12 protein-coding genes are annotated in these 13,196 nt (G+C 55.3%); all 12 read right to left on the bottom strand.

What is annotated here, in order from left to right; all coding sequences use genetic code 11:
* Positions 1 to 59 precede the first annotated feature (59 nt).
* Positions 60 to 452, bottom strand: coding sequence for a flagellar export chaperone FliS (gene fliS, locus ACIN8IBEIGE_RS16470; protein WP_160015603.1), 393 nt, complete (start codon positions 450 to 452; stop codon positions 60 to 62).
* A complete protein-coding gene (fliD, locus tag ACIN8IBEIGE_RS16475; protein ID WP_160015604.1) occupies positions 452 to 1,915 on the bottom strand; it encodes a flagellar filament capping protein FliD in 1,464 nt (487 codons plus the stop codon). Before fliD ends, fliS begins: the two co-directional genes overlap by 1 nt.
* 76 nt (positions 1,916 to 1,991) lie before the next feature.
* Positions 1,992 to 2,384 carry a flagellar protein FlaG gene (locus tag ACIN8IBEIGE_RS16480; RefSeq protein ID WP_160015605.1) on the bottom strand — a complete coding sequence of 131 codons (393 nt, stop codon included), beginning with the start codon at positions 2,382 to 2,384 and terminating at the stop codon, positions 1,992 to 1,994.
* 72 nt (positions 2,385 to 2,456) lie between these two features.
* Complete coding sequence (locus tag ACIN8IBEIGE_RS21065) at positions 2,457 to 4,025, bottom strand: flagellin (RefSeq protein ID WP_160015606.1); 1,569 nt, start codon at positions 4,023 to 4,025, stop codon at positions 2,457 to 2,459.
* Positions 4,026 to 4,228: 203 nt separating this feature from the next.
* Positions 4,229 to 4,978 carry a TylF/MycF/NovP-related O-methyltransferase gene (locus tag ACIN8IBEIGE_RS16490; protein WP_160015607.1) on the bottom strand — a complete coding sequence of 250 codons (750 nt, stop codon included), beginning with the start codon at positions 4,976 to 4,978 and terminating at the stop codon, positions 4,229 to 4,231.
* 13 nt (positions 4,979 to 4,991) lie between these two features.
* The gene (locus ACIN8IBEIGE_RS16495; RefSeq protein WP_160015608.1) at positions 4,992 to 5,759 is read right to left on the bottom strand and encodes a cephalosporin hydroxylase family protein; all 768 of its coding nucleotides are present in this window, start codon (positions 5,757 to 5,759) and stop codon (positions 4,992 to 4,994) included.
* A 20-nt stretch (positions 5,760 to 5,779) separates the two neighbouring features.
* Entirely contained in the window at positions 5,780 to 6,679 is a 900-nt protein-coding gene (locus tag ACIN8IBEIGE_RS16500; protein WP_160015609.1) for an NAD(P)-dependent oxidoreductase, read from the bottom strand.
* A 1-nt stretch (position 6,680) separates the two neighbouring features.
* Positions 6,681 to 7,904, bottom strand: coding sequence for a class I SAM-dependent methyltransferase (locus ACIN8IBEIGE_RS16505; protein ID WP_160015610.1), 1,224 nt, complete (start codon positions 7,902 to 7,904; stop codon positions 6,681 to 6,683).
* Positions 7,901 to 8,461, bottom strand: a complete 561-nt coding sequence (locus ACIN8IBEIGE_RS16510; RefSeq protein ID WP_160015611.1) for a dTDP-4-dehydrorhamnose 3,5-epimerase family protein — start codon at positions 8,459 to 8,461, stop codon at positions 7,901 to 7,903. Before ACIN8IBEIGE_RS16510 ends, ACIN8IBEIGE_RS16505 begins: the two co-directional genes overlap by 4 nt.
* The gene (gene rfbG, locus ACIN8IBEIGE_RS16515; protein ID WP_372240021.1) at positions 8,454 to 9,530 is read right to left on the bottom strand and encodes a CDP-glucose 4,6-dehydratase; all 1,077 of its coding nucleotides are present in this window, start codon (positions 9,528 to 9,530) and stop codon (positions 8,454 to 8,456) included. The genes ACIN8IBEIGE_RS16510 and rfbG overlap by 8 nt, the downstream gene beginning before the upstream one ends.
* Positions 9,521 to 10,294, bottom strand: a complete 774-nt coding sequence (gene rfbF, locus ACIN8IBEIGE_RS16520) for a glucose-1-phosphate cytidylyltransferase (protein WP_160015613.1) — start codon at positions 10,292 to 10,294, stop codon at positions 9,521 to 9,523. Before rfbF ends, rfbG begins: the two co-directional genes overlap by 10 nt.
* Positions 10,291 to 13,152, bottom strand: coding sequence for a tetratricopeptide repeat protein (locus ACIN8IBEIGE_RS16525; protein WP_160015614.1), 2,862 nt, complete (start codon positions 13,150 to 13,152; stop codon positions 10,291 to 10,293). The genes rfbF and ACIN8IBEIGE_RS16525 overlap by 4 nt, the downstream gene beginning before the upstream one ends.
* Positions 13,153 to 13,196 lie beyond the last annotated feature (44 nt).

Raw genomic sequence — 13,196 nt, forward strand, 5'->3', positions numbered from 1 at the left:
GTTCTGTTTGCTGGATACCTTGGGTATCGGCGCTACAGAGCAAAGCTTTAGCAACGAAATCAGTTTCCCGCAGCCGGCTCAACCTCTGGACCAATCGCATCCCAGGCGCTCTTGATCTGTTCAAGCAGTGTCTGCACTTCATCAAGAGTACGCGGGGTGCTGTCGAGAGCCACGCCTGCCAAGCGGCGAGTCATATAGTCGTAGAGCGAGTCAAGATTCTCGGCAATTTCACCGCCTTGCTGCTTATCCAGACTGGCCTGCAATACACCAAGGATAGTGATGGTGCTGCCAACGGCCATGCCCCGAATTTCGGCATCTCCTTCAGTCAGCGCATGCTTGGCCAACATCACCCGCTGCACAGCGCCTTCAAGAAGCAATTGCACGGTACGGTAAGGCGAAACCTCGTGGCTGGTGTTGACTTGCTTGTAGGTATCGATCGGCTTCTTGCTCATTACGCATCCTTCTTAACGAAGCCCGGCAGGCTGGCAAGCTGGTTAGCCAGACTGTCGCTGGTTTGTTTCAGCCGACCGACCAGGGAGTCCATAGCGTTGTACTGGGCATAAAGACGCGTTTGCAAACTCTCTACCCGGACGGCCAATGCTTTGCGTTGCTCATCAACGCCTGCCTTGGTGGCTTGCAACGCATCAGTACGCTGCTTAAGCACACCAGTATCTCCTACATATGCACCAACTAATTTGGACAGACGCCCCATCAAGCCATTATCGCCTGCGAGGTAACCGGCAACCTGATCGAAATTGCCATCCAACGCTTTAGTCAGTTTCGTGTCATCAATCTTGAGCTGACCAGTTTTCCAATCAGAGGTAATACCCAAATCTGCCAGCGCGCGGATCCCACCCTCACCGGTCAACTCCACCATTTCGTTTCGCAAACTGGACAATACATTACGTATAGAGGAATCACCGAGCAAAGGGCCAGTTACCGGTTTGCCACCATCGACTGGTACAACAGCAGTCAACTGCGAAGTTGTACTAATCAACGCGTTGTATGCTTCAACAAACTTCTGAAGGTTGCTCTTCACGCTGCCCTTGTCGACCCCCACAGTGACGCTAATGGTTTTACCATCGGCCAAATCTGTCGAGTTCTGCGCCGCAACGAGATCAAGCGTGACGCCCTCTAGAGCGTCCTCAATGCGATTGGTGTCGCGAACCAACTCCAGACCATCAATCGATATCTTGGATGATTGAGCCTTGGTGATAACACCGCCAGCGCCCGTAGTGGAGTCGGGTTTAAGGAAGGCATCGGCATTACCGGGATCGACAGTCGGTGCGAACGACTGAGACGTCAGCGTATTAGCCCCTATCGTCACATTATCCTCGCTGGCCACGACCTGAATATCATTACCGCCACCACTCTTGGTAGAACTCAGAACCAATCGCGAACCAGAATCGTCGGTAATGATCGTCGCACTCACACCGCTGCTTTTACCGGCCTCATTGATTGCATCACGAATACCGACCAGAGTGTTATTAGCTGCAGTGATATCAACGTCGAAATTCGAGCTACCGGTAGAAATAGTCAGAGAACCACTATTAAACGTAGCAGTGTTACCGCCAGCGACCGATTGCAACGCCACCTTGCTGCTGGTTGCCAACTGTTTAACCTGGACGTTGTAGTTACCTGCCGGCGCGGTAGTGTCGGCAGTAACCTTAAGAGCACTGGTGTTGGATGAGCTCGCCGTTCGCGACTCGAACAAGGAGGCCTTATTCAACGAGTCGACAGCGGTTTTGAAGCTATTCAACGCGCTGGTCAGCGAGCCCACGGCCGAGATGCGCGCAACAGTGGTCTTCTCGAGATTGTCCAGCTGATTGGTCTTAGGCGCCCTTTCGGCATTGACCAATGCTGTAACGATTTCGTCGATTTTGATTCCTGAGCCAATGCCCGTAATCCCGACCATGCTTCACCTCGCCAAAATAATGACTGCAACGCACTAGATAAGCGTTAACAGTCAAAAGCTGTGCCAACCTTGTTAGCTAGGCCTCAGCTTTGAATAACAAACTGCGAACCTCCGAAAGATTCTCTGCCAACTGCAGCGCTTCTTCGGAAGGGATTTGTCGGATCACATCACCCGACCCTGCATCGGTTACCTTAACCACTACACGCCCACTGCCCTCTTCGAGGGAAAAGTTCAGGCTACGGCGAACAGTTTGGACAAAGTCCTGAATCGTCGCGACTGCAGCTTCGACCTCTTCGCGAGAGGCCGCGGAGCCATTTTCAACCTTTGTGGCACTAACGGCTGCAGCATCTTCAGAAGGCTTACGCTCAACAGCATCAGCCACAACTTTGGCAGAGGCATTTGGCGCACGCTCTGCTTTAGAAGCAATAGCGGTGGATGCAGACGAACCTTGAATAGAACCAATGTCCATAACTTTCTCCTCAGAATGAGGGAACGGGGAGAAGAGCCAAGCCCTTCCCCCCGTAGTCTAGCGCGTCTAACCTTAGCCGAGCAGGCTGAGCACAGCCTGTGGCAACTGGTTAGCCTGAGCCAAGATTGCAGTACCAGCTTGCTGCAGGATCTGATTTTTGGTCAGTTCCGAAGTTTCGGCAGCGAAGTCAGTATCACGAATCCGGCTACGAGCAGCAGAAGCGTTTTCTGCGATGTTCTGCAGGTTCGAGATAGTGTTCTCGAAACGGTTCTGCACGGCACCGAGCTGAGCACGCTGGCTGTCAATGTTGGAAATCGCACCACTAACAATACCCAGAGCGTTCTGCGCACCAATCGAAGTACTAATATCGATCTGATCTACAGCGTTCAGTTCACTGAAACCGCCACCACCGAAGGATGCTGCAAGAGCATTGGTCACGTTGAAGGCATCTGGCGACTCAATGCGCACTTGGCCTGTTGCCACACCTGCCGCACCGTTGGCAATCGTGACACCAGTAGTTGCACCGACGATGTCACTGTTATCTGTCGCCAGGCCATCATTGCCATTGAAGACGAAGCTGGTCAGCGCCGCAGTGCCACCATTCGCAGACAGATCATCAAGAACGATTGAATCTCCCCGTTCGCTGGTCAACTCAATGCCGGTACCGGTGCCGGTGACCTTCGCGGAAATACCGGTAGCACCAGACTCTTTGTTGACTGCATCAGCCAGAGCGCTGAAGTCAGCCGCATTGGTGATGTTAGCCGAGATCGAGACGCCGTTACCCGCGCCTTTGTTTGCACCATAAAGCGTGAACGATACTGTACCTGTCTGAGTGCCAGTCAAGCTGGAGAAAGTATCAAGGTTAGCGACTGTACGAGCGTTAGCCGTTACACCTGTTACATCAGACTTCGCGTTAACTGCTGCAGCTACATCACGAGCGCTTGCACCGTTGACGAAATCGATAGTGGAACTACCAAGTTTGCCAGTGATGCTCAAAGCGTTTGTGCCGGTACCCGACTGCTGGAAACCGAGGCCGGTTGCAGTTGCAGCTGCATAATCAGCAACGTTAGTCGCTGCGAGACCTGTCGAAGTAGTAGTACCTGTACTGCTAGCAGTGTTGTAACGGTTAATACCAATACGCGAAGCATCAGCTGCACCAATGGAAACGCTGATGGTTTCAAATGCGTTGGCGCCTACCTGGAAGGTCTGCGAACCGAAAGAGCCATCAAGGATTTTGCGACCACCAAAGCTAGTGGTTTCAGCAATACGATTCAGCTCTTGTTGCAGCTGGGATACTTCTGACTGCAGAGCGGCACGCTCGCTGGCTCCGTTGGAGCCGTTAGCCGATTGCAGAGCCAGGTCACGCATGCGCTGCAGAATGCCGGTGGACTGTTGCAATGCACCTTCAGCGGTCTGCGACAGCGAAATACCATCGTTGGAGTTACGGGTCGCAACGTTCAGACCGTTGATCTGACTGGTCAGACGGTTGGAAATCTGCAGACCAGCAGCGTCGTCTTTGGCGCTGTTGATACGGAAACCGGTGGACAAGCGTTGCAACGAAGTGTCCAGGCCTTTGGATGAAGAGCCCAGGTTACGCTGAGTATTGAGTGACGCTACGTTTGTGTTGACTGTAAGGGCCATGGTGATTGCCTCCAAAGGACCGTGCTACTGAGATTGTCTGAGCCTGCGAGCTTCGGGCCTGCTTTGCTCAGACGCCCCATTAAGTTCGCATTCGTACTTTGTATCGGCGCACCCAGTAGAACCTTTAGGCAAAACACTATTTTTTATTTTTCTGAAAAAACAATGAGTTGCCTTAAACCATCATTTTTTTATGATCCCATTTATCAGGTTTTCACCAACAGTCCCTGACCGGTGGGCAGTTCGAGAACTCGCTCAGGACGCCCAGCTAGCCACGCATCCTCTGCTTCTTGCTGAGGGCTGTACCCGAGCCAGCCGTAGTCATCGAAAACAATCATGCCACCAGGCAGCAATCTATCGAACAGGGCGTCGAGCACCGCTACCTCAGCGAAAGCGTTATTCATGTCGACATGCATGAATGCGACTTTTTCCGGCATGCCCTGCGCAAAAGACTCCGGGACCAATCCCTTAATTACCCGGACATTGGGGTAATCAGAAAACCGAGCGCACACCCGACTATACAAGTCCTCGCCGTGCTCTGGCATGGCATGGTGAGCCATATCAGCAGCGTGCTCGAATGCATCATAAAGGTAGTAATTTTTATCGGTATGCTCGGCGAAACCGAGATAGTCACAAATAATTTTCGCGCTAAAACCCTTGTAACAACCTGCCTCAACATAATCCCCAGGCAACCTCGCACATTGGCGCGCCGCCCAACACAGCACATGCTGGCGCCAAACCAGTGATAATTCGACAGCGGTCGGCTCATTAGCCAGAACAGTATTCATAAACGCCTTATCCCTTAAAAAGGTCAGGCTTTTATTCCACGTCATCAGGTTGTCGGAAATGAAAATGCCATGCGGAAGGACCGACGCCAGAACATCGCTAACGCCCTGACTAAAGCGCTCACCGTCTGTAACGCCATAACAGGTTTCATTCACAAAATTCGTAAGCATGAGCAGCACCTCCTCACCCGATGCGTTTCAACCAGGCATTCGGCCAGTGGGTGATGTTCTTGCTCAGGCTGCTTTCATTGAACGGCCAGGCTGGCTGCTCAATAACGAACTGCGGGTTGCTTTGGGCGAAATCGAGCGCGGCTTGCGAAGGATTGTCCTTGCCCCAGCTCGGGTTGCCTCGCGGCACGTCAGTCAGGTCGCGCATCACGCCATCGGTGGAAACGATGTAGGAGCCCGGAGTGACCAACGGTGAATACTGGCGCAGCTCTTCGGTAACGTGAGCGTAGGTATGGTTGGAGTCAAGAATTACCAGCACCGTTTCACCGGGTTTGACCAGTGACTTAACTTGAGCGACGACATCATCGGCCACCGAGCTGCCTTCGATCAGGGTCAGGTACTCAAACAGTTCGTGTTCTTCGATGGCTTTGCGGTTGTGCGGGCGAATTTCGATATCCACACCAATCACACGCCCCTTGCCCATGGCCTTGAACAGGCTGGCGTAGTAAATCAGCGAACCACCGTGAGCGATGCCGGTTTCAATGATCACGTCCGGCTTGACGCTGTAGATCACTTCCTGAATGCGGAGCATATCTTCCGGCAACTGAATTACCGGGCGGCCCATCCAGGAGAAGGTATAGGGGTACTTCTGGTTCCAACCCAAGGTCACCCACTGTTTAGAGAGCAGCTCGAACGCCTCATCGGTATACAAATCCAGCTCTCGCACGGAACCCTTGTCATTCAGAGTCAGCTTTTTGTTATCAGTATCGACTGTCAGTTTCATGCCCTGCTCCTTTGCCAGAATTAAACACGCCCACGCCACCAGGCCAGAACGTCATCCAAACCGTGTTGTAGATCAAACTGTGCACTCCACCCCAGCTGCGCCAAGCGCTGGTTATCCGCCACTAGCAACGGTGGTTCATCGGCAGCCACCGCAATGGCACCCATGCGCAAAAGGTGCATTGCATCTAACTGTGTAGCCAGATATTCAACCACCTCACGTAGGCGCACCGGCTCGCCGCTGCCAAGGTTGAATGCTCCCTGCGCTTGGTGCTGCAACAAGGTCACCAGGGCGCTGCCGATATCCGCCGCATGCAGCAGGTCACGCAGTTGCTCGCCATGCGAACAGAGTGCAGTCTGACCGTTAAGCAACGCATTAATCACGGCCGGAACCAAACGCCCAGGCGCCTCAAACGGGCCATAGGCGTGAAAAATACGCGCCCAGGCGATCGGCAGGCCATGCACCTGGCTGAACACATCCGCCAGTTCACGGGTTGCATTCTTGCAGCGCCCATAAACACTCGCAGGGACTAAAGGCGTCACCTCTTCACGACAATAGCCGTAGCGCCAGTCATACTCGGCGCAGCTGCCGACCAGCACCGCATGCTGACCACCCTGATCTTGAAACGCCTCTAGCAGCCTAAGCGTCGCCTGCACCCACAGTAGGTTTTCCGGCGATGTCCAGTAGACACCTGGCTTGGCGCACCAGGCCAAGTGCAGCAGTTGCTCCGGGCGTACGACGGCGATCAGCTTTTCAACTGATCCAGGCTCAAGCAGATTAGTCCGATGGGCAACAACCGATGCCTGTGTTGCGATGCACGTGTGCGCATAAACGGCATGCACCTCAAACCCACTGAGCTGCAACTGCTGCACGGCATGCTGGCCAATAAAACCGCTGGCCCCGGTCACCAGCACACGCGCCATATCAGCTGAACCCTATTTGCGGCACGGCCACTACAAACTGGCCACCCCAGCTTTTGATCTGCGCCTGCTGCTGCCGTACTTCATGCAGCAAATTCCACGGCAGTACCAATAGGTAGTCGGGCTTCTCGACAGCAATACGTGCCGGATCAACTACAGGTATGCGGCTACCAGGGAGAAACTTGCCCTGCTTGTGCGGGTTAGCATCTGCCACCCAGGCCAGCAGATCGCTACGTACGCCGGCATAGTTGAGCAAGGTATTGCCCTTGGCTGCCGCACCGTAAGCAGCAACTGTCTTGCCTTCGGCTTTGGCCTTGAGCAGGAAGCGCAGCAGCTCATGTTTGATGCGCTCGGCGGCAGGGGCCAGTGTCGAATAGAAGGCGGAGGTTCTAATGCCGGCCTGCTCTTCGCGCGCCAGCAACTCGGCCACGGCTGCAGAGATGTCACGCCCGCCGCCAACTCGCTGCGCATAGACCCGCAGCGAGCCGCCATGGGTTGGCAACTCCTCGACATCGAAAATATGCAGACCATTGCGCGCACACAGGCTCTGTACGGCCGTAAGCGACAGGTAGGAGTAATGCTCGTGGTACAGGGTGTCGAACTGCTGCTCGGCCATCAACCGCAGCAGATGGGGAAACTCGAAGGTGGCCACACCGCTCGGCTGCAACAACGTGGCAAAGCCCTTGAGGAAATCATTGATATCCGGCACATGAGCCAGCACGTTGTTGGCCGCCATCAGGTCGGCACGCCAACCCTCTGCTGCCAGGGCTGCAGCCGTAGCCTCGCCAAAGAACAGCTCGCGAATCTGTAAGCCCTTCTCCCGCGCCGCACGCGCGGTGCTGGCAGTCGGTTCGACGCCCAGGCAGGGAATGCCGCGCTGCGCCACGTACTGCAGCAGGTAGCCGTCATTGGCGGCAATTTCCACCACCCGGCTCTGGGCATTCAGGCCAAAACGCTCGACCATCTGCGTGACGTAGCGCTGGGCGTGCTCCAGCCAGTTGCTGGAGTAGGAGCTGAAATAGGCATAGTCGGCATCGAACAGACTCTCGGCAGAACGGTAATCCTCGGTCTGTACCAGCCAGCAGCTGTCGCACACCAGCACCCGCAGCGGCACCCACTGCTCGGCCTGATCGAGCTGATCGGCGCGCAGGTAGGCATTGGAAGGCGGCGCAGTACCCAGGTCTATCAGCGGCACATGCAGGCCGGCACCACAACCTCGGCACTTCATAACTCGACTCCCTGAAAATCAGTGGCCAACGGCGGATGCGCCGCGTCTCGGACGGAAAGATTGCTGACTGGCAATGGCCAGGTGATCGCCAGACGCTCATCACAGGGGAATAAACCGCCCTCATGTTCGGGGCTGTAATCCGCACTGTGCAGATAGAGCAGCTCGGCATCGTCACTCAGCGCCTGAAAACCATGGGCAAACCCCGGTGGCAGCAACAAGCTACGGCCATCACCGGCCTCCAGGCGTTCGGCATGCCAGTGCAGAAAGGTCGCAGAATCGCGGCGAAGATCCACCGCGACATCCCACACTGCGCCGCGCAGGCAGGTAATCAGCTTGGTTTCGGCATGCGGCGGATACTGGAAGTGCAGGCCACGCACGCTGCCACGCTGCGCGGTACGCGAATGGTTGATCTGGCGAATCTGCAAGGGCTGCCCGAATGCAGCCAGACTGCCCTGACAGAACAGCCGAGCAAAACGGCCACGTTCGTCTTCATGTACCTTGTGCTGCAGGCTGAATAGACCCGCCAGCGGCAGTTCCCGCAGACTCAGCTCACTCATCCGGCCCCCTGTAGGCAGCTAGCTGCGCCAGGGTCAAGGCGCGCATATCCTCACCACGCTGCCAAGCTTGGTGCCAATTCAGGGTCTGCTGCAGGCAGTTATCCAGCGACCAGCGTGGCGTCCAGCCCAGCAGTTGACGGGCACGGCTGCTGTCCAGGCGCAACAAGCCCGCCTCATGCAATTCACTGGGCTCGATCAGCAGGCCAGGCGCTTGCGGCCAACGCTGCGCCAAGCGCTCAACCACTTCGCCGACCGTGCACATATCGTTATCGCTCGGGCCAAAATTCCAGGCTCCGGCAAACGCGCAGCCCTGCTCGTACAACCCCTGGGCCAATTGCAGGTAACCGGCCAGCGGCTCCAGGGCATGCTGCCAGGGGCGCACGGCCTGCGGGTAACGCAAGGTCACCGGTTCACCACGCGTCCAGGCCGCCAGAATATCGGGTACCAGACGCTCGGGGACGAAGTCGCCACCGCCCAGCACATTGCCGGCGCGCGCCGTGGCCATGGCCAAGCCGTGTTCGGCATAGCGCGCAGCAGGGAAATAAGAAGAAGCAAATGACTGCGCCAGCAGCTCGCAACAGGCCTTGCTGCTGCTGTAAGGATCATGTCCACCGAGTGCTTCGTTCTCGCGATATGGCCATGCCCATTCGTTGTTGGCGTAAACCTTGTCGGTGGTGACCACCACGCATGCCTTGACCCCGCCCGTCTGGCGCATTGCCTCGAGCAGGTGCAACGTGCCCATGACATTGCTGGCGTAGGTGCCCAGCGGGTCCCGATAACCCTCACGCACCAGCGGCTGAGCGGCCAGGTGCAGCACAATTTCCGGTTTGATCTGGTCCATCACCTGCTGCAGCGCGGGCAGATCGCGCAAGTCACCGATATGACTGTCGATACCCTCCCCGATTCGCGCCAGCTCAAACAGGCTGGGCGAGGTGGAGGGCTGCAACGCAAAACCACTGACCTGAGCGCCCCAGCTCTGCAGCCACAGCGTCAACCAGCCACCCTTGAAGCCGGTATGCCCGGTCAGCAGTACCCGCTTGCCGCGCCAGAAGGCGCAGCTCAGCTCCACTGTTTCCAAGGGGCCTCCCCACTTAACCACAGCTGCTCCAGATAATTCTTGTCGCGCAGGGTATCCATGGGGTGCCAGAAGCCCTGGTGCTGGAAGGCCATCAGCTGACCGTCAGCGGCCAGTTGGGTCAGCGGCTCAGCTTCCCAAGACGTATCCACGTTATCGATGTAAGGCAAGACTTTGGGCGACAACACAAAGAAACCGCCGTTGATCCAGCCACCGTCGCCACGCGGTTTCTCGATAAAGCCTTTGACCTGATCTCCATCGCGCTCAAGCGCGCCGTAGCGGCCCGGCGGCTGTACCGCAGTCACCGTGGCATATTTGCCGTGGGCCTTATGAAAAGCCACCAAGGCACTGATATCCAAGTCGGAAACACCATCGCCGTAGGTGAAACAAAATTCCTCTTCTGCATTCAGATAGCGTCCGGCGCTCTTCAAACGGCCGCCGGTCATGGTGTCTTCACCGGTGTCCACTAGGGTCACACGCCAGGGCTCGCTATAGTTCTGGTGCACGTCCATCTTGTTGTTGCGCATGTCGAAAGTGACATCGGAGGTATGCAGGAAGTAGTTGGCAAAGAAATCCTTGATCGCATAGCCCTTGTAGCCCAGGCAGATAACGAAGTCGTGGATACCATGAGCCGAATACTGCTTCATGATGTGCCAGAGAATCGGTTTACCGCCGATCTCGATCATCGGTTTGGGCTTGAGGTGCGACTCCTCGCTGATCCGCGTTCCCAGGCCACCAGCCAGAATTACTGCTTTCATTTTTGTTCTCCTTCTTTGCAGTAACGTTGCCACATCCCCTGATAGGCAGCCTCAACTCGGCCAGCAAAAGACACGCCGTCACAGAGAGGAGATGCGCGCATCTCATCGCGCAATCCTGCGCGGGTCACCCTGAGGCGCTCAATATCACTGGCCAGATCGACCAACTTATTAATGTACTCAGCCTCAGTATCGGCAATCCACTCACTGCGCCCCAAGCCACGCAGAATCAATGACCCGACCCGTCCCATGGAGGGACGGTCACGCAAAGTTACATAGGGCAGCCCCATCCACAGGCTTTCATAAAGTGTAGTGCCGGAGTTATGTGGGAAGCAGTCAAGGGCAATATCCATGCTCGCCAGCACAGGCCATGGTGGCGAGGTGCAGCCAATATCCAAGCGCTCGCGGCTAATGCCATGTTCAGCAAAAAGACCTGCAAAGTAGTCAGATAACCCAAGATCAATAAAGGCGGGGGCATTAAGCATTAGCTTGGAGCCTGGGACACGATGCAATAGCTCGGACCAGCAGCGAATTACTTTGTGATTCAACCTTACAGGTCGGGTAAGAGTGCCAAAAGTGATGTAGCCATTACGTAACGCTGGCAGCTCACTTATTTCGGGTAAGTTGGCCGGGGGTTGATAAGCCACTGCAGGGCATGGCATACGCCATGGTTCTTCCGAGAACACATGCTCGTAACCCTTGGGCACCATTTCCTCGTCACTAAGAAAATAATCGACAGCATCAAGCCCTGAGGTATAGGCAAAGCCCATCCACCAAGTGACCTGCACGGGTGCAGGCTTCAGCGCAAAAATGGCCAACCGGTTATTAGCCGTATGCCCCGCAAGGTCGACCAAAATATCGATTCCATCCCGCCGGATCATTTCCGCTACTTTTATGTCATCTACCCCAACGCAGGGTCGCCAGTGATCAACATAGCCTTTGTAGCGTTCGGTTACGTCATCCTCGCTGCGTACAGCTGAATAGGCGAAAATCTCGAAGTCTGCGTGATTGTGGTTCTTCAACAACGGTTCAATAAACAGACTGCAGACATGCTGGCGAAAGTCAGGCGATACATAACCGATACGCAGACGGCGTGGCGTAGTTAGCGGATTATCGTAATTGAAGTAGCGTCGCGCCGGATAGAAACGCCGCCCCATGTTCTGGTAGGTCTCGAATATCCGTTCAATACTCCAGTCGGGATGATAGTTGGCAAAGAAAAGTAGGTTGGAGCGCGCCAATTCCGACTGCTCAAGCAAGCCCTGCAGATGCTCAATCGCCAGATCCAAATTGCCATAACTGGCTTCAGTCCCCGCCAAATTGATGCGAACTTCCAAAAAGGTTGGATCAAGCTCCTGCACTTTATCGAAGCAGACTCTTGCCTCTTCAAGGCGCTGGGCACCAGCCAAAATGATGCCCAAGTTATTCCACAATGCGGCATGGTCAGGGATCAACTGCAAAGCCACACGAATTACCTGCTCAGCTTCACCCAGAACATGGGCTTCCAGATAGGTCGTAGCTAGGTTGTTCCAGGCAAAACCATTGTGCGGATTGATCGCAATCGCACGCATCAGACAACCTTCTGATTCTCGCTGCCGCCCAACTTTCTGATACACACCACCAAGCAGGATCCAACCCAGGTCATAATCGGGCTTTATCTTTAGCCCATGTAGGAAATACTGCAAAGCTTGGGCGCTATCACTCGCGTCAACATAACACTGAGCCAGCCAGCAATAGGCCTCATGAAAATCTGTTTTGAGCTGCAAGGCGCGCACGAAATACGGACGAGCCTCCTGACTATCTCGTCCAAGAGTCATCAGCACAAAACCAACTTGAAACCAGGCTTCATGGTTTTCAGGGCAACGCTCGACCCAATCAAGCATCACCTGAAGCTCATCATTCGGGCGCCCCAGCTTGCGCAAGAAGCTGCCCAGGCGCTCCCAAGCCATGCGACAGTCTGGCGCAAACTCTACAACAGTACGCAACCCCTGCTCGGCATCTTGGTCATGCCCCATCCGCGCGTGAAACGCACATAACACCAGCCATGCAATGCGGTTATGCGGCTCCAGCGCTAATGCCCGCATAGCTAGCTGCTCAACCTTGGGCAAGTCTTTGCCATCTAACTCAACATCCGCCAATGCCGCGATAACCTCAGCGTCATCTGGCAACTCATTGAACAAGGCAGCTAGTAACGGCCTGGAATGGATGCGCTGACCAAGGCGATAACTAGCAATGGCTTCGGCGCGGCGAACCTCTAGGGTTTGCAGACTGATATCGCGAATCAGGCTTAGCGCCCGCTGCCATTCTTCAGCAGCCATGGCCTGGCGTAATGCCTCCAACAATGCCGCGCCGGTTGACTTGGCAAGGCAGCACTTCTTGTACTTACGACCACTACCACATGGGCACTCATCGTTGCGGCCGGGCACAGCTTGATTATCACTCTCACCCAATACTGTGAGCGCCTGGCGCATATGCTCAACCATTGTCAGCATCTGCTCCGCCACAGAGTTTTGCGGCTCCAGCTTGAGTGCCTGACGAAAAGCCAATGCGGCAGCGTCCCAGGCACTTAGCTGCACATAGGCTTTGCCTAGGTTGACTGCAACTTCAGCATCCTTAGGGCACAACTCATGTAGTCGCTCATAACTGCGGCGAGCCGTAGCACTGTCTTTTGATGCCAGGGCAGCATCCCCCAACAGACGCCAGGTTGAGATATCGTCATTGGCTTGTCCCAGCACAATTTCACAACTGTTACGTGTGCGGGTGTAATCGCCCTCTTCAAACCCCAACTTGGCTTGGGCCCGGAAGAAGTTGGCTAACCATTGCGCATTTGAATCCATGCCGTCCCCGTCAAAAATCCGCTGCATAGAGTGCTTTTACAGGAAAAAAGCAATATTCAAGCCAGAGCATA

The organism is Pseudomonas sp. 8BK (genome assembly GCF_902506475.1).
GTDB lineage: Bacteria > Pseudomonadota > Gammaproteobacteria > Pseudomonadales > Pseudomonadaceae > Aquipseudomonas > Aquipseudomonas anguilliseptica.